Origin of the sequence: Nitrogeniibacter aestuarii (genome assembly GCF_017309585.1) — a bacterium.
Taxonomy (GTDB): Bacteria; Pseudomonadota; Gammaproteobacteria; order Burkholderiales; family Rhodocyclaceae; genus Nitrogeniibacter; species Nitrogeniibacter aestuarii.
Window position 1 is genome coordinate 1,544,603 of record NZ_CP071321.1, and the last position, 15,671, is coordinate 1,560,273.

At 64.6% G+C, this 15,671-nt stretch carries 17 protein-coding genes; 12 read left to right on the forward strand and 5 right to left on the reverse strand.

Annotation, left to right across the window (positions count from 1 at the left end):
- Nucleotides 1-4: 4 nt before the first annotated feature.
- Both J0W34_RS07150 and J0W34_RS07155 read right to left on the reverse strand, forming a co-directional pair.
- The gene (locus J0W34_RS07150) at nt 5-739 is read right to left on the reverse strand and encodes a cytochrome c3 family protein (protein ID WP_230971197.1); all 735 of its coding nucleotides are present in this window, start codon (nt 737-739) and stop codon (nt 5-7) included.
- An 84-nt stretch (nt 740-823) separates the two neighbouring features.
- Complete coding sequence (locus J0W34_RS07155) at nt 824-1,123, reverse strand: c-type cytochrome (RefSeq protein ID WP_227816829.1); 300 nt, start codon at nt 1,121-1,123, stop codon at nt 824-826.
- Between the two features lie 156 nt (nt 1,124-1,279).
- On the opposite strand from J0W34_RS07155, the gene J0W34_RS07160 reads away from it, so the two are divergent.
- Nucleotides 1,280-2,077 (forward strand): c-type cytochrome, encoded by a 798-nt coding sequence (locus J0W34_RS07160; protein WP_230971198.1) that lies wholly within the window; start codon nt 1,280-1,282, stop codon nt 2,075-2,077.
- Nucleotides 2,077-3,054: a c-type cytochrome gene (locus tag J0W34_RS07165; RefSeq protein ID WP_230971199.1), complete on the forward strand. Its 978-nt coding sequence runs from the start codon at nt 2,077-2,079 to the stop codon at nt 3,052-3,054. The genes J0W34_RS07160 and J0W34_RS07165 overlap by 1 nt, the downstream gene beginning before the upstream one ends.
- Here the strand turns inward: J0W34_RS07165 and J0W34_RS07170 are convergent.
- The 3 genes from J0W34_RS07170 to J0W34_RS07180 all read right to left on the reverse strand — a co-directional run bounded on the left by J0W34_RS07170 (nt 3,039) and on the right by J0W34_RS07180 (nt 6,518).
- A complete protein-coding gene (locus J0W34_RS07170; RefSeq protein WP_230971200.1) occupies nt 3,039-3,299 on the reverse strand; it encodes a hypothetical protein in 261 nt (86 codons plus the stop codon). The two genes, J0W34_RS07165 and J0W34_RS07170, sit on opposite strands and share 16 nt — an antisense overlap.
- 64 nt (nt 3,300-3,363) lie before the next feature.
- On the reverse strand, nt 3,364-4,845 hold the full coding sequence (locus tag J0W34_RS07175) for a PP2C family protein-serine/threonine phosphatase (RefSeq protein ID WP_230971201.1): 1,482 nt from the start codon (nt 4,843-4,845) through the stop codon (nt 3,364-3,366).
- 302 nt (nt 4,846-5,147) lie between these two features.
- Entirely contained in the window at nt 5,148-6,518 is a 1,371-nt protein-coding gene (locus J0W34_RS07180; RefSeq protein ID WP_227816834.1) for an alkaline phosphatase PhoX, read from the reverse strand.
- 404 nt (nt 6,519-6,922) lie between these two features.
- Between J0W34_RS07180 and gspG the strand changes: the two genes are divergently transcribed.
- Genes gspG through J0W34_RS07230 form a run of 10 tightly spaced genes read left to right on the forward strand, consistent with a single transcriptional unit; the run spans nt 6,923 to nt 15,666 of the window.
- Nucleotides 6,923-7,354: a type II secretion system major pseudopilin GspG gene (gene gspG / locus J0W34_RS07185; RefSeq protein WP_227816835.1), complete on the forward strand. Its 432-nt coding sequence runs from the start codon at nt 6,923-6,925 to the stop codon at nt 7,352-7,354.
- A gap of 14 nt (nt 7,355-7,368) precedes the next feature.
- A complete protein-coding gene (locus J0W34_RS07190; protein WP_230971202.1) occupies nt 7,369-8,544 on the forward strand; it encodes a type II secretion system F family protein in 1,176 nt (391 codons plus the stop codon).
- Nucleotides 8,541-10,199, forward strand: coding sequence for a GspE/PulE family protein (locus tag J0W34_RS07195; RefSeq protein ID WP_230971203.1), 1,659 nt, complete (start codon nt 8,541-8,543; stop codon nt 10,197-10,199). Before J0W34_RS07190 ends, J0W34_RS07195 begins: the two co-directional genes overlap by 4 nt.
- Nucleotides 10,180-10,881: a hypothetical protein gene (locus J0W34_RS07200; RefSeq protein ID WP_230971204.1), complete on the forward strand. Its 702-nt coding sequence runs from the start codon at nt 10,180-10,182 to the stop codon at nt 10,879-10,881. The genes J0W34_RS07195 and J0W34_RS07200 overlap by 20 nt, the downstream gene beginning before the upstream one ends.
- The gene (locus J0W34_RS07205; RefSeq protein ID WP_230971205.1) at nt 10,881-11,402 is read left to right on the forward strand and encodes a hypothetical protein; all 522 of its coding nucleotides are present in this window, start codon (nt 10,881-10,883) and stop codon (nt 11,400-11,402) included. Before J0W34_RS07200 ends, J0W34_RS07205 begins: the two co-directional genes overlap by 1 nt.
- Entirely contained in the window at nt 11,399-11,962 is a 564-nt protein-coding gene (locus J0W34_RS07210) for a hypothetical protein (RefSeq protein ID WP_230971206.1), read from the forward strand. Before J0W34_RS07205 ends, J0W34_RS07210 begins: the two co-directional genes overlap by 4 nt.
- Nucleotides 11,959-12,480: a hypothetical protein gene (locus J0W34_RS07215; protein ID WP_230971207.1), complete on the forward strand. Its 522-nt coding sequence runs from the start codon at nt 11,959-11,961 to the stop codon at nt 12,478-12,480. Before J0W34_RS07210 ends, J0W34_RS07215 begins: the two co-directional genes overlap by 4 nt.
- Complete coding sequence (locus tag J0W34_RS07220; RefSeq protein WP_230971208.1) at nt 12,477-14,804, forward strand: secretin N-terminal domain-containing protein; 2,328 nt, start codon at nt 12,477-12,479, stop codon at nt 14,802-14,804. The genes J0W34_RS07215 and J0W34_RS07220 overlap by 4 nt, the downstream gene beginning before the upstream one ends.
- Entirely contained in the window at nt 14,801-15,310 is a 510-nt protein-coding gene (locus J0W34_RS07225) for a type II secretion system protein (protein WP_227816843.1), read from the forward strand. Before J0W34_RS07220 ends, J0W34_RS07225 begins: the two co-directional genes overlap by 4 nt.
- Complete coding sequence (locus J0W34_RS07230; RefSeq protein WP_230971209.1) at nt 15,310-15,666, forward strand: type II secretion system protein; 357 nt, start codon at nt 15,310-15,312, stop codon at nt 15,664-15,666. The genes J0W34_RS07225 and J0W34_RS07230 overlap by 1 nt, the downstream gene beginning before the upstream one ends.
- The last annotated feature ends 5 nt before the right edge of the window (nt 15,667-15,671 follow it).

Below are 15,671 nucleotides of genomic sequence, written 5' to 3' on the forward strand. Positions count from 1 at the left end.
CATGTCACTTCACATGGCAGGTCAGGCACAGGCCGCCATCGGTGGGCGAGCCGCGCAGAAAGACGGGATTGGTCGAATGCGGGTTGTGGCAGCTGGCGCATTCGATGAAGGGCACTTCGGCGCCGTCCGGCCCGTCGGTGCGAACGAACAGGGGCAGATCGTCGCGTTGGCGGCGGTCCGACTGGTCATGGCGGGACGCCCACCACACCGGGCGGTTGTCCACCAGCGCCCGGTGGGCGGGGCGAAAGTCGTCAGGAAATTTCAGTTGCTCGGCGAGCTTCAGGGGCGTTCCGCTCAGCAGCGCGCTGTCCAGCGCCTGCTGGCGCGCGGTCTCTGTAAGGCCGCCGCGGTAGGGCACGCCGAAGGGGTGGTCATAGCCCAGGGGGGAGACTTCGAAGGCTTGCACCGCGTCGTGACACGAAAGGCATGCCAGCGATTGCGAGCCCACGGCCGTACTGTCGCTCAGGCCCAGGCGTCCGATATCGTCAAACATGTCGTAGCGATGCGCTTCGGGCACCGAGGGTTGCCAGCGGGGTGGGCCGCCGTCGGCGCTGGAGGCAATGGGGGTGTGGCAATAGATGCACAGGGCGTCCACGCCCGGCGGTGTCGCACCGGTGCGTCGCGCCAGGTTGTGGGGTGTGTCGCGCAGGTCCAGCGCCAACGCGTTGGCCACCAGCAGGATCAGCACCCCCCGGCCCGACAGGGCGATGGCGCGGCGACATATGAGCGGCCATGACACGATCTTTCTTGCCAATCCAGAGACGGGATTCCCGGAATCGGGAATGAATCGGTGGTGCGACACCACCGATTCGCGTCACCGGATCTACTTCGCGGCGCTGACCATGTAGGCCACGGCGGCGGACAGTTCGCCATCGCTCAGAGCGCTTGCGCCGCCCTTGGGCGGCATGGCGCCTTTGCCCTTGGTGACCGATGCGACCAGCGCGGCTTCGCCTTGCTCGATACGGGGTGCCCAGGCGGCCTTGTCGCCAAACTTGGGGGCTTGTGCAACACCCGTGGCGTGGCAGGCGGCACAGGTCTTCTCGTAGACGGCCTTGCCGTCAGCCGCGAATACCCCGCTGCTGGCAGCGATCAGAAGGGCGGACAGACACAGTTGCAGTTTCATGGTGCGAGCTCCTAGGAACGATGAATTCAACCGCCGAACCGTCGGCGGGTCCGCTACCTAAAAGCAACCCACATGCCATGGACCCGCGCGACGGAAAAAGCTGGATCACTTCTTGCAGAAGGAGGGCATCTGATTCGTCCCCCATGGAGGGTCTGCGTGAAGCCGATTTCGATCCTGTGCCGAGTGGCGCCCATCGTGTTTTCCATGTCGGCCGTTGCCGCCGGCGGCATCCAGCCTGATCTGCTCTATCACAACTACTGTTCCGTCTGTCACGGTGACAAGGGCGATGGCAACTCGCGCGCTCGCAACAGTCTCAAACCCCCGCCGCGCGACTTCACCCAGCCTGGCCAGGCCAACAGGGACGCCATGGTCCAGATCGTGACGCATGGCAAACCCGGTACGGCAATGGTCGGCTGGAAGACCCAGCTCTCGGGCGCCGAGATCGAGGCCGTGGTCGATTACGTCCGCACGCGCTTCGTCTCCGGTCCGGCCTCGCCGGGCCTGCCGCCCGTGGCCGGTGTGTCGGGGATACATGCTCACGGCGGGCGCGCATCGCCCCCCGCGGCGGGCGTGTCGGTGGCTGAACCGGCGGTGCGACGTCTGCCGACGGTGCGCGTCGACATGAGTCTGCCGTACATCGGCGGGCTCAAGGGCACCGCCTCGCAAGGCAAGGCGTTCTATGACGACAACTGCGCCACGTGCCATGGTGTGAAGGGCGACGGGCAGGGGCCGCGGGCTTACTTCATCCGGCCGGTGCCCAGAGACTTTCTGAGCGATGAAGCGCGCATGACCTTGAACCGCCCGGCGCTGCAGGCCGCCATCTCCGCCGGGCGGCTGGGCACCGAGATGCCGGCCTGGAGCAAGGTCATCAATGAGCAGCAGATCGCCGATGTGGCGGAGTACGTGCTGCAGTCTTTCATACTGCCAGCCCCGGCAAACGCGCGGAGCCAGTGATGAGGCCGTGGCAGCGCTGTGTGCGGACAGCCCTCGTGCTTGCCGGCCTGTGGGGCGGGCAAGTGCACGCCGGGGTCGAGACCGACGCCGGACGCGCGGTCTATAACTACCGGTGCTATTTCTGCCACGGCTATTCGGGTAATGCGCAGACACTGGCATCGACCTATCTGTCACCCAGGCCCGCGGATTTCACCCGGCTGTCACCCGATGAGCGCAGTCGGGCGGGCATGATTCGCAGCGTCACCGAAGGGCATCCCGGGACCGCCATGAAAGGGTTTGCCGGTGTGATCGATGCGCGAGAGATCGAACAGGTGGTGGATTTCGTGCGCGATGAATTCATGCGCCGGAAGGCCGTCAATACGCGTTATCACACGGTCGAGAACGGTTGGCCCGATCATGAACGCTACCGGGCGGCCTTTCCGTTTGCCACGGGCGACTTGCCCCTGGACGGGGCCTGGTCATCCTTGTCGCCGGAGGCTCAGTCAGGCAAGCGGCTGTTTCTCACCGCATGCGTGTCCTGCCATGACCGGGCCCGGGTCATGAGCGAGGGGCCGGACTGGGAGGGGCGGCCCCTGTCCTATCCGAGAAACCGGCATCAACCCGGCGTGCAGCCGCCGCCCAGCCGGCTCGATGCCATCACGAGTGCGAGCCCGTACCTGCTTCACGACGTGATTCCGCAAATCGAGGGGCTATCGCGGCTGGAACAGACCGGTGAGCATCTCTACCAGAAGAACTGCGCCTTCTGTCATGCGGCGGACGGTACAGGTAAGAACTGGATCGGCAGCTTCATGCAACCGCATCCACGCGATCTGACGGATGCGCGATTCATGAACGCGATGACGCGGGCGCGCCTCAAGCATACGATCCAGAAAGGACTGCCCGATACCTCAATGCCGGCGTGGGGCGGTGTGCTCGATGAAGCGCAGATCGATGCCATCGTGGCTTACGTATCGCGGGCGTTTCATTCGCTGGAATGAGGCGCACGGCGGCGCCAGAGCCAGCTGACCACCAGCCAGAGCGCGCCGATGGCGGCGCCCAGCCCACTGAAGATGGTGCCGAACATGGCGATCACGCCGGGTGTGGCGGCGCCTTCGCCCGCCAGACCGAAGCCCAGGCTGAGCCAGAGGGGCACGGTGCTGAGGACGCCCAGCATCAGACAGGTGACGATGATCTTGGCGCCGGTGGGCGTGGCGGAGCGATAGAAACGGCAGATCGGGTTCATGGGCGGTTCCTTGGCGAGCAGGTTCAACCTAGCCTGGCCCGCCGGGATTCGCCTTGATCCAGATTCACTGGGTGGCGATATCTTCCGGACGGTCGGTCTCGTCAGCCGCGTCGTCCGCGCCGACCGGGTGCAGCTCGATCAGGGAAATATCGTCGGAGGGGGTGCTGGTGCCGATGAAGGTATCGAGCGTTGCCTGCAAGTGGTCGATCCGGGTCGAGTCGATATCGTCCTGCGCGAGCGCCGCTTTCAGGCGGTGCAAGCCCCAGGCGTCGCCGCGCTCATCACTGGCCTCGATGAGGCCGTCGCTGAAGACGTACAGGGCATCGCGCGGCGCCAGGCTGGTGTGGGTCAGGGTCTTGTTGAACGGCAGCTCGTCACCACCGACCGCCAGTGGCAGATGTTCAGACGGATATTCTTCGACGTGGCCGGTTGCGTGCCGACGAATCAGCATGGGCGGCAGGCCACCGTTCCAGACATTGAGGCGGCCACTCTCGGGATTGAATTCGCCGATGGAGGCGCAGCAAAAATAGCCGACCGGCAACAGGGTGGCGAGCCGTTTATGCAGTTCCTGAGCAATGAAATCGACGCTCATGCCCTTGTGCGCCATGGCCAGGAAGATGCCGGCAGTGGGCACCGCGCCGAGGGCGGCGGGCAGGCCATGGCCGGTGAAATCACCGAGCATGAAATAGATGTGCCCGCTGGGTCCGCGCGTGACCAGCGCGAGATCGCCCGAGAAATTGCTGACCGGTTGCGTCCACGTGCGCACACACGAGGCCTTGCGGTCCGAGCCCGACACCAGCTGGCGATAGACATGGGTCGCCAGCGCCTGTTCCTGTTCAGCCTGCGCCTGCTGGCGGGCAAGGGCTTCGTTGGTGGAGGCCAGCTCTTCATTGGTGGCCTGCAGGCGCACCTGCGCGTCCAGTGCGTCCATCAGCGCGCTCTGAAAGTGTCGGGCCATGCGCAGCAAACCGCCGACGACGAAGACGAAGATCACGTCGGTCAGCAGGGCCTCCATGCCGCTGTGCCATGCGTGGCTGACGATCAGGCTGAAGAAGATCGAGAGCAGAAAGGCGCGGTACTGCGGAAGGATGATGCCGTAGGCGTTGATGGCCCCGGTGGCGATGAAGGTGGGAATGATCAGAACCAGCGCCTGGAAGGCCAGTGGCTGCCCCTCGACCGAATGCAGCGGCAGCAGCCCCCAGGCGAGGCCGGTGAGCACGCCGGTGAGCATGTGGGTACGCAGCCAGAATTTCAGTGGCTTGTGATGCCTGTGGTGCTGGTAGGCGTTGAACAGCAGGAAGCGACCGGCATTCGTGACCAGCACGGCACACAGCCAGAACCACAGGGCAGGGGTGGTGCCCATGTAGGCGAAAACGCAGAAACACACGATGACGGCAACGGCAGCCACCGCGGACGCGGAACGGGCCGTCCTGAACATCAGATCGACCCGTTGCTCAAGAAAACGGCCGTGCCCGGTGCTGAAGGATCGCCCTGTCGCTCGCGACAGGATGGTTTCTGAGCCGGTATTGGTTTCTGTACTGAACATGCTGTTCCATTCCTTCCTGTCGCTCACAAGCTCAGGCTTCGGGAGCGATCTCAATCACTATATCGTGATTAAGTGATATTTATGAAGGATTTTATGATTTTGTTGTTTGACGGCCGACTTGCCTGCAGCAAGTGGCTTTTCAAGTTTTTTTTCATTCAATCGTTTGAATCGAATCCATTCTAGAAGGCAGTTCTCTAGAGATTTGCTGATCTTTCTCAGCCTGTGACGTTTCTGACGTCAATTTCACAAAATGAAACAAAAAACGCCGCCCGAAGGCGGCGTTTTTTGCAAACCGGTGTCGCTCAGCTGCGACGACGGCGGGCTACGGCGCCCATCAGGCCCAGACCGGCCAGGAACATGGCGTAGGTCTCGGGTTCCGGCACGGCCGAGACGCTGATCATGACCAGGCGGTCATTGTCGCTGCTCGGGTGCTGGAAGTTGATGTAGGCCTTGGTGCCGTCGTACGGGTCAAAGAACAGACCGGTCGGCTCGGCGCCGGCCACCTGGAGAGCGGCCCAGCGCTTCACGCCTTCGGCCACGCCGTCACCGTTCTCGTCGATCACCTGGAAGATGTCGGCATTGGGCACGCCCTGATCTTCGATGATGTAGAGGTTGCCGTCGTTGTCGATGGCCATGTTGTCCGGGCTGCGCAGGTCCTCGCCGATGGCCAGGCCGGTGGCCACGTCGATGGTGTCGCGGGTCACCAGCTGGAAGATTTCGCTGGAGTCCAGATCGACCGTCCATACGTCGTTCGAACCGGTGGCGGTGAAGGCAATGGCTTCGTGGCCGCTGGCCAGGGTGAAGATCTCCATGTCTTCAGGACGGTTGAAGGCCGTGGCGCCGACGTTGTCGGCCAGGGCGCGACCGTCCTGGTCGGCACCGGTGACACCGATATCGACCCAGTCAAAACCGTTGCCGTTGCCATTGGTCTTGAGCGCGTAGGTGGTGCCGTTGGCGAAGAAGTCGTCGCCAGTGCCGGCAGTCGGGTTCGTCGAGACGAACTTGTAGAACGAGCCGCTGCTGTTCTCGTCGATGAAGTAGAAGTTGTTGGCGCTGTCGAAGGCCAGACCTTCATGCGAGACGAGCGGCAGCAGGTTGTTGCGCTGGACCAGGTTGCCGTTGCCATCGGTCAGGCTGGTGGCGGTGGCGCTCACCGGGTTGGTCACTTCGAACAGACGGCCGGTGCCGGTGGAACCGTTGAAGTTCTCTTCACCGGTCATCCAGCCGCCCCACGGCGCCCAGCGAGAGGCGTCGCCGCGTTGCCAGTTCTGTGTGCCGACCGGCACGATGGTGGTGGCCGTGCCGGTGAGCAGGTCGTAACGCAGTGCGCCGGAGCCGGTGTTGTTACCACTCTGGTTGCTCGGCTCGAACGGCATGAACAGATAACGACCCTGGTCGGGGCCAGTGCGGTTGGTGTCGATCATGTCCCAGTAGCGACCGACGTTCACGTCACTCAGGCTACCGACCGTGCTGCGCGAGGCGAGCGTGGTGATGTTCAGCGTGAAGCCGGCACCCTGCGACACCAGCAGGCCATTCGTGCCTTCATCGGCAACGGCGACGGCACTTGCCACGTCTGTCAGCGGGGCGACTTCATCGAAAAGGGTATTGCCGGCGGCGAACGCATTGGCAGAGGCAAATGCACCGAGAACGGCGAGGGTGAGCGGTTTAACCATGGCTACTTTCCTTGTCTTGGCTAGGTCTGTCTTTATGGGTATCGGATGAGGGCAACCGACAGCCGGGAAGGTAGGGGGTTAAATTGACCGCCATGTGACGGATGCATGATCCTTTGACGCCATCGGCCATGTTTTTTGGCCTGGTGTCTGTAAGTTCGAGACCTAGGGCGCGGTCGTCTGGATGTCGTCTGCACAGCAGGGGTGAGTCTGTGCCTGGTGTGCACGATTGTGCCCTCAGGTGGCCTGCCCGGAGAGTGTTCGAGCACCGAGTGTCTGCTGCCGGATCGCGTGATGAAACGATGTCGGGTACCGTATCCGTCCCTGCTAAGATGACAGGTAACCGAAATGTCATCTTCAACGCCTAACCTACGCGGTCTTTGCCACGTGAATGGAGCCTAAGTCGTATGCCTCAGATCAGCCGTTGTTCCAGGAAGCAGCAATCGGGTTTCACGCTTCTCGAGCTTTTGGTTGTGATGGTGATCATCGGCCTGCTGGCTGGTTACGTGGGGCCCAAGTTCTTCTCCCAGATCGGCAAGTCCGAGGTCAAGACGGCCCAGGCGCAGATCGTGTCGCTGGAAAAAGCGCTCGATCAGTTCCGGCTCGATGTCGGGCGTTATCCCACAACCGAAGAGGGCCTCGGGGCGCTCAACAGCGCGCCGGCCGGGCTGAACAAGTGGGACGGGCCCTACCTGCGCAAGGGCGTGCCGCTCGATCCCTGGGAGCACGCGTATCAATATCGTTCGCCGGGTGAGCACGGCGATTTCGATCTGTTTTCCTTCGGCAAGGACGGCCAGCCAGGCGGCAGCGATGAAGCCGCCGACATCGTTAACTGGTAGCGCCGGTCGCGGACATGCGATTTCGAATCAAAGCGGTAGCGGACGGTGCCGATCCGGTCGAGGCGGAATTCGAAGCCTCGACGGAGGCCGAGGCCCGTGAACTGGCCAGCGCCCGTGGGCTCACCGTGCTCGCAGTGCGTGCGATGCGGCAAAGCGGTCGCCAGGGGCGCTTTCCCCTGCTGCTTTTCAACCAGGAACTGCTCGCCTTGCTGACCGCCGGCATCCCCCTGGCCGAGGCGATCGATGCGCTCACGGAGAAGGAAAGCCGCCCCGCGGTGCGCGGCGTGCTCGACGATATCCGCAAGGCGCTGCGAGAGGGGCGCACCCTGTCTTCCGCGCTCGAGCGCGCACCCAATGCCTTTCCCGACCTGTATGTGGCCATGATTCGTGCTGCCGAGCGCACCAGCGATCTGGTGCCTGCGGTGAGCCGCTTCATTGCCTATCGCCAGCAACTTGATGTGCTCAAAGGCAAGCTGGTGAGTGCCGCGATCTATCCGGCGCTGCTCGTGGGGGTGGGTTCGCTGGTGGTGCTGTTCCTGCTCGGCTACGTGGTGCCGAACTTCTCCCATATCTATGAAGATGTGGGGGGCGATCTGCCCTTCATGTCGAAGCTGCTCATGGAGTGGGGACATTTCGTTCAGAACAATGCGCTGGTGATGGGCATCGGTTTTCTGTGTGCGGTGGCGGCGGTGGCTTACCTGCTGCGGCAGCCCGCGACCAGTGCCGCCATGGGGCGGGCCATGTGGCGCAGTCCGTTCATTGGTGAGCGTTTGCGGGTGTTTCAGCTGGCGCGTTTCTATCGCACGCTGGGTATGCTGCTTTCGGGCGGCATTCCGGTCGTGACCGCGCTGACCATGGTGTCCGGCCTGCTCAGCCCGGCCCTTCGGGGCGGGCTTGATACGGCCATTGCGCGGGTGCGCGAGGGGGCGGGCTTTGCCAGCACGCTGGCGGCGCAGGGGCTGGCCACACCGGTGGCCTTGCGCATGCTCCAGGTCGGCGAGCGTGCCGGCAACCTGGGCGAGATGCTGACCCGGGCTGCCGAATTTCACGAAGACGACACGGCACGTCAGGTGGAGTGGCTGACCCGGCTCTTCGGTCCCCTGCTCATGCTGTTCATTGGCGTGGCCATCGGTGGCATTGTGGTGCTGATGTACCTGCCCATCTTTCAGCTGGCGGAGAGTGTGGGATGAACGCCACCGACATTCACGCCTTCTCGGACGAAGATCTCGCCGCGGCACGTGCTGCGGGCGGGCGCATGATCGACGCCCTGGTGAAGATCGAATCCGATGCCGAGCTGCGTCTGGCGCGGCTGGCCGAAACCTTCGCCCTGCCGGCGCTGGGCCATGCCCGGCTGATGGCCATGACCCCCGATTTTGCCGTGCTCGGTTTCGAGCAGGCCCTGCGCAAGGAGTGCATTGCGCTGCGTGACGAGGCGGGGCGGCTGTGGCTGGTGCTGGCCGACCCGTTCAACAGGGCCATGATCGATGGCATGGGGGCGCGCATTGCCGAGCCGATTGCCTGGGCGCTGGCCGACCACGACGATCTGTCGGCCTGTCTGGCACGCCATGAAGATGAAGTCCGCCGCGCGGCCGGTCTGTCCGACCAGCGCAGTGAATCCGCGTCGGGCGACGGCGCCGAGGATCTGTCCCTGCGCCGTATCAGCGAAGATGCCAGCCCGGTGGTGAAACTGGTCAATTCGACGCTGTACGATGCCCTCAAGCAGGGCGCCAGCGATATTCACCTGGAGTGCATCCCGGCCGGGCTGGTGATCCAGTACCGGGTCGATGGTGTGCTCTCGCGGGTGGGCAGTGTGCAGGGCAGCGACCTGGCCGAGCAGACCATCTCGCGTATCAAGGTGATGGCGGAGCTCGACATTGCCGAGCGACGCGTACCGCAGGATGGTCGCTTCAAGGCCCAGTCCGGCGGGCGGCAGATCGATTTCCGGGTGTCGATCATGCCCAGCATCCATGGCGAGGACGCCGTGCTGCGTGTGCTCGACAAGGAGCATCTCACCCAGGAAATGACCGGGCTCACGCTCGAGGCACTCGGCTTCGACGACACGGCCCGCGCCACCCTGCGCCGGCTGGCCAGCGAGCCCTACGGCATGTTGCTGGTGACCGGGCCGACCGGCTCGGGCAAGACGACATCGCTCTACGCCACGCTCGCCGAAACGAATCGCGGGCTGGAGAAGATCATCACCATTGAGGATCCGGTGGAGTATCAGCTGCCCGGCGTGCTGCAGATCCCCGTCAATGAAAAGAAGGGCCTCAACTTTGCCCGTGGCCTGCGCTCCATCCTGCGGCACGATCCGGACAAGATCATGGTCGGCGAAATCCGCGACGGTGAGACTGCAGAGATTGCGGTGCAGGCGGCACTCACCGGTCACCTGGTCTTCACCACGGTGCACGCCAACAACGTCTTCGACGTGATCGGGCGTTTCATGCACATGGGGATCGATCCCTACAACCTTGTCGCCGCACTCAACGGTGTGGTGGCTCAGCGACTCATTCGCGTCAATTGTCCGCACTGTACCGATGACATCACCCCGAACCCGCAGGAGCTGGCCGACTCGGCGCTGGTGTCGACGGCCGGGTTCCGCTTCCGCGCCGGTCACGGATGCGGGCATTGTCGCGGGTCGGGCTACAAGGGCCGACGCGCCATTGCCGAGGTGCTGATTCTGGACGACGAGATTCGCGAACTGATCACGACCCGCGCGCCGGTTCGTGTCCTCAAGGCCAAAGCGGCCGAGCGCGGCTTCCGCAGCCTGCGCGATGCGGCGACCGAACTGGTCCGCGACGGACTGACCACACTGGAGGAGCTCAATCGTGTCACGCTCCTCGGCTGATTTCATCGACCTGCAGCTCCTGAGCGACGGCTGCCGTGTGGGCACGGGCAGCCGCGCCATCGTCCATGCCAGGCCGGAAGGCGAGGCGCTCTGGCCCGAGGCACTGGCAAATACGCTGCCGGCCAAGGCCAAGGTGCGCGCGACGATCGCCGACAGCCACCTGCGTTATCTGGTGTGCCGCTGGCCGAAAACCCTGCGTGGCCGGATCGAACGTGAAGCATGGCTGGCGCACCAGTTTCGACAAGTGCACGAAATCGACACGGCCCAGTGGCGGATCATCGCCGATGCAGATGCCGTCGATGCGCCCTTCGTCGCCTGTGCCATGCCCCGACGCCTCGAAATGGAGCTGCGCGCCCTCATCGATCGTGCGGGGGCGCGGCTGGTCAGTCTCAGCGGCCAGTTCGTCCGTCAGTTCAACGCTCATTGCCCGACCATGAGCGAGACTCACGGCGCGCTGGCGGTGGTCGAAGGCGGGCGCATGACGCTGGGCAGCTGGCGCGACGGTCACTGGACGCGCGTGGCCAGCCGGCCCATGGCCGATGGCGATGCCGACGTGGCAGCGCGCGAACTGGCGCAGTTGAAGGTGACCGGCGAGGTGGCTGCGAACGGCACCCTCTATGTCTGTGGCGCCCGCATGGGCGCACCGGCTGGCTGGAATGTGTCTGCCATGGAGATCGCCTGATGCGCCCCGCACCGCTTGGACTCGATTTCGTTCCGCAGCGGCGCCGACCGGGCGCGCTCGGCTGGGTGTTGCTCGCGCTGGGGCTGGCCGTGACGGGCCTGGAAGTGAACCAGTTTCTGTCTCGCCGTGCCGATCTCGATGAACGCGAACACATCGTCGAACGCATGCGCCATCAGCTCACCCGCCAGCGCCAGGCCGACATGGTCGTGGACGACTCGCCCGTGAGCGCCGAGGAGGGCGAGCCGGCACTCAAACTTGCTCAGCGCCTCGACCGCAACTGGCCGGCCTTGCTCGCCGACGTGGCCAGTGCCGGTGGCACCGATGTCTCGGTGCTGGGGTTGTCGCCCGATGGCGCGCGTGGCGTTGTGCTGGTGCAGGCGAGCACGCGTCAGCTCAAGGCCATGTTCGACTACATGGGGCGGCTGGAGGCGACGGGCGCATTGCAGAACGTGGAGTTGCAAGCCTTCGAGCAGCGCAACGGCACCTTCGTGTTCAGTCTCGCCGCACGGTGGCCCGCATGATCCGCCTGTCCCGACTGCCCATGGATGAGCTTCGCGAGCGCACCATCCGGGCGATCCGTCGTGCCGGCTGGCCGGGTGCTGTCGGCCTGGGGTTGATCGCATTCAGCCTAGCGTTTTCGTACTCTGCCGCCGAACTTCAGGATAAACGCGAGGCCGAGCTGGTGACCGAACGCACCAAGCTCATGAAGGTGGCCGCTTCGCCGGTGGGCGGCAGCAACACCAACCGGGCCCGGCTGACCGCCTTCTACGATCGCTTTGCCATGGCCAGCGAGCTGTCGAATGTGCTGGCCGACATCCATCTGGCGGCGCAGCGGCGGGGCTTGCTGCCCGAGCGGGCCGACTACCGCAGCGCTGTGGTGACCGGCACGCCGCTGGTACGCATCAACGCCACCTTGCCGATCGAGGGCCGCTTCGACGCGCTCTACGCGTGGCTGGGTGAGGTGATGCGCGATCATCCCGGCGTGGTCATCGATCAGATGTCGCTCAAGCGCGAGAGCGCGCAGGCGAGCACCTTGTCGGCGGATGTGCGCCTGTCGGTACTGGTGCGGGGGGGCGAATGAACAAGCGTCATCTCGTGCTGGGGACTGCGCTGGCGGTGACGCTGGCGGCCACCTGGTGGGCATCGACGGTCGAGGACGACGATGGGCTGGCGGCGGATGACCGCGCTGGCGAGTCGCGTCCCGTGGCGACGCGCCCGGCGCGTGCGGCGACCCGGTCGGTCGCTCAGGATCTGTCGCCTCTGGCATCGCAGCGCGCGCCGTTCGATGCCCAGGCTCCGGCGCTGTTCGGGCGGCCCGCACCGGTCGTGGCACCCGTGGTGCGCCGTGCGCCTCCGCCGCCGCCGGTGGCGCGTGCCCCGTCGGCGCCCCCCTTGCCCTACACCTACATCGGCTCGCTCAAGGAAGAGGGCCGGAGCGCGGTGGTGTTTCTCATGCGCGGGCAGGAATTCGTGTCCGCGCGCGTGGGGGGCGTACTTGAAAAGAACTATCGAATCCAGTCGGTGGACGAGACCGGGGTAACCCTGATCTATCTGCCGCTTGGACTGACCCAACGAATCGAACTGGCTGACCGCTCATGACACAACCTGTCCTCGTGAGGATCATCAAACCCGTCTGCATCGCGCTTGTCGTGCTCACGCTCAGTGCATGCGCCCACCAGCGCGCGCTCGAATCGGCACAGGCCGAGTTCGAGCAGGAACCCGAGCTGGTGGCCTTCGAGCGTTTGCAGGCCAAGGTGAAGGCCTCGCCCGGAAACGTCGAACTGCGGACCTACTACCTCAACCAGCGCGAGCGCCTCATTCTCAAGCGCCTGGCCTTGGCCGAACGGATGCAGCGTGCCGGTAACACCGACGAGGCCCTTCGCCTGTACGACGAAGTGTTGAGCCTGGCGCCGGGAGAGAAGCGGGCCGAGCGCGGTCGAACCCTGCTGTTGCGCGAGCAGGGCCACGACGAACTGCTGGCGCGCGCCTACAACCTGGGCCAGCTGGGCAAACTCGACGAGGCGCAGGATCTGGTGGACAAGGTGCTGGCCGAGAACCCCCGCAACGCCCGCGGCCGGCAGTTGCGTGCCGACATCGACGCCACGGTCGCCGCGCGCCAGCCGTCGCCGGCCAAGGTGCTCGAAGGCCCGTTCGCCAAGCCGGTGACGCTGGAATTCCGTGATGCGCCGCTGCGTGTGGTGTTCGAAGCACTCTCCGACGCGGCCGGTATCAACTTTGTCTTCGACCGTGACGTGCGTCCGGACGCCAAGGTGACCATTTTCGTGCGAAAGACCAGCGTCGACGAGGTGATCAAGCTGCTCACGGCGACCCAGAAGATCGAGAGCAAGCTCCTGAATGCCAATTCCGTGCTGATCTACCCGTCAACACCGGCCAAGACCAAGGAGTACCGCGACCTGGTCACCAAGACCTTCTATCTGGCCAATGCCGACATCAAGCAGGCCCAGTCGCTGGTGCGCCAGCTGGTGAAGGCGCGCGACGTGTTCATCGACGAGAAACTCAACCTGATGGTGGTCAAGGACACCCCCGAGGCCGTGGCGCTCGCCGAGAAGCTGGTGACGTCGCTCGATGTGGCCGAACCCGAGGTGATGCTAGAAGTCGAGGTGCTCGAACTCAGTCGCACCAAGGTCAAGAACCTCGGCCTCGACTTCCCCGATTTCGTCGGCTACGGCGCGCTCGATGGCAGCGGCGTGGCGCGTACGGTGGCCAGTGGTGTCGTTGATTGGCGCAGTCGTGGCGATCTGCGCCCGTATATCTCCAATCCCTCGCTGCTGCTCAACATCCGCCAGGAAGACAGTGACACCAGCCTGCTTGCCAACCCCCGCATCCGGGTCAAGAACAAGGAAGAAGCCAAGATCCATATCGGCCAGAAGCTGCCGGTGTTCACCACCACCGCCACGGCCAACGTGGGTGTGTCGGCCTCGGTGAGTTATCTGGACGTGGGCCTCAAGCTGGATGTGCAGCCCACCGTGCTGCTCGACGACGAGGTGGAGATCAAGATCCAGCTCGAAGTGAGCAACATCGTGAGCGAAGTGACCGGCCCCTCCGATTCGCTGGCCTATCAGCTGGGCACCCGGACCACCGGCACGGTGCTGCGTCTGCATGATGGCGAGACCCAGATTCTTGCCGGCCTGCTGCAGGACGAAGACCGCAGCGTGGAGGAGGGCTTGCCCGGGATCGCCGACGTCCCGGTGCTTGGTCGTCTGTTCTCGACCAAGCGCGACAACAATGCGCGCACCGAGATCGTGCTGCTCATTACGCCGCGCGTGATCCGCAACGTGATTCCGCCGAGCGTGGCCCGGGCGCTGCTGCCCTCCGGCACCGAAACCAATATCGGCTCCGCGCCGCTCACGCTGACGCCCAAAGAGGGCAAATCGCTGACCCTGTCGGGGGATGGATCGCCGGTGGGTAGTGGTATCCGCGGCCGGGGTTTCAGCACCGCACTGCGCCCGGCCATTCGTCCTTCAAGTACACGCGGCGTGATCCTGCCCGACGATGAATTCCCCGTTGAGGATCCGGCGCAGGATCCGATCGAAGACCCGCTGGACGAAGCGGTTCCCTCCGGGCCACTGACGGTCAGCGTGACCGGGCCCGCCGAGGTTCAGGCCGGGGGCGCCATTGATGTGGAAATCGTGGTTTCCGGCGGGGGCGCCATCGACGGCGGTGAGGTGAGCCTGCGCTACGATCCGGGCCGCGTCGAAGCACCGGGCGCGAGCGAGCCGGGCCTGCTGACGGTTGAAGTGCCTCCCGGGCAGGATTCGGTCACGGCCACCGCGAGCTTCCTGACCCGTCAGGGCACCATCGGCTCGGCCGTGATCGCACCGGTGTCGGCCTCTGTGGGCCGGGGTGGCCAGGTTGAAAGCGTGACGCCCAGCGGTGCCGTCACGGTCAGCATCAAGCCATGAGGGTTCGTGCGCGTTCGGCCCGGCGGCCCGGCAGCCTCAGGGCCGCCGGCTTTACGCTGATCGAGCTGATCGTGACCGTGGCCATCCTGGGCGTGCTCGCCAGCGTGGCCTTGCCGCTGGCGCAGATGACCGCTTTGCGGGCCAAGGAATCCGAACTGCGTGTCGCGCTGCGCACCCTGCGCAACGGCATTGACGCCTACAAGGCCGCCGGAGAGAAGGGGCTGATCGAGGTGGCGGCAGACAAGAGCGGTTACCCGCCCAACCTGACCGTGCTGGTCGAAGGCGTGCCGGATATCTCGTCTGCAGAACCGAAAATGATCTACTTCCTGCGCCGCATCCCGCGCGATCCGTTCAATCAGGACCTCGATCTGGAGCCGGCTCAGACCTGGGAGTTGCGCAGCTACGCCAGTCCGCCGGACAACCCGGCGCCGGGTGATGATGTCTTCGATGTCTACTCGGGCAGCGACCGGGTCGGGCTCAATGGCATTCCGTACCGGGAGTGGTGATGAAGTTGCAACGTGGTTTCACCCTTATCGAACTGCTGGTGGTCATGGCCGTGATCGCCTTGCTGCTGTCGATCGCCGCGCCGCGCTATTTCAACCACCTGGACCGCGCGCGAGACAATGCGCTCAAGGAATCGCTCTTCGTGATGCGCGACGCCATCGACAAGTACGCGGCGGACAAGGGGCGCTACCCCGAGGGACTCGATCAACTGGTCGAAGATCGCTACCTGCGCTCCATCCCCGAAGACCCGTTGACCGAGCGCAACGACACCTGGATTACGTCACCGCCACTCGACGGCTCGCTCGATGGCGTGGGCGATGTGCACAGTGGCGCCGGTTCGCCCTACAGCGAGTGGTGAACGTG

Bases quoted from the DNA above. Each gene is read 5' to 3' on its own strand.
- J0W34_RS07155 (WP_227816829.1), bottom strand. From the start codon at position 1,123: ATGAAACTGCAACTGTGTCTGTCCGCCCTTCTGATCGCTGCCAGCAGC.
- J0W34_RS07165 (WP_230971199.1), top strand. From the start codon at position 2,077: ATGAGGCCGTGGCAGCGCTGTGTGCGGACAGCCCTCGTGCTTGCCGGC.
- J0W34_RS07170 (WP_230971200.1), bottom strand. From the start codon at position 3,299: ATGAACCCGATCTGCCGTTTCTATCGCTCCGCCACGCCCACCGGCGCC.
- J0W34_RS07175 (WP_230971201.1), bottom strand. From the start codon at position 4,845: ATGTTCAGTACAGAAACCAATACCGGCTCAGAAACCATCCTGTCGCGA.
- J0W34_RS07180 (WP_227816834.1), bottom strand. From the start codon at position 6,518: ATGGTTAAACCGCTCACCCTCGCCGTTCTCGGTGCATTTGCCTCTGCC.
- gspG (WP_227816835.1), top strand. From the start codon at position 6,923: ATGCCTCAGATCAGCCGTTGTTCCAGGAAGCAGCAATCGGGTTTCACG.
- J0W34_RS07190 (WP_230971202.1), top strand. From the start codon at position 7,369: ATGCGATTTCGAATCAAAGCGGTAGCGGACGGTGCCGATCCGGTCGAG.
- J0W34_RS07195 (WP_230971203.1), top strand. From the start codon at position 8,541: ATGAACGCCACCGACATTCACGCCTTCTCGGACGAAGATCTCGCCGCG.
- J0W34_RS07205 (WP_230971205.1), top strand. From the start codon at position 10,881: ATGCGCCCCGCACCGCTTGGACTCGATTTCGTTCCGCAGCGGCGCCGA.
- J0W34_RS07210 (WP_230971206.1), top strand. From the start codon at position 11,399: ATGATCCGCCTGTCCCGACTGCCCATGGATGAGCTTCGCGAGCGCACC.
- J0W34_RS07215 (WP_230971207.1), top strand. From the start codon at position 11,959: ATGAACAAGCGTCATCTCGTGCTGGGGACTGCGCTGGCGGTGACGCTG.
- J0W34_RS07220 (WP_230971208.1), top strand. From the start codon at position 12,477: ATGACACAACCTGTCCTCGTGAGGATCATCAAACCCGTCTGCATCGCG.
- J0W34_RS07225 (WP_227816843.1), top strand. From the start codon at position 14,801: ATGAGGGTTCGTGCGCGTTCGGCCCGGCGGCCCGGCAGCCTCAGGGCC.
- J0W34_RS07230 (WP_230971209.1), top strand. From the start codon at position 15,310: ATGAAGTTGCAACGTGGTTTCACCCTTATCGAACTGCTGGTGGTCATG.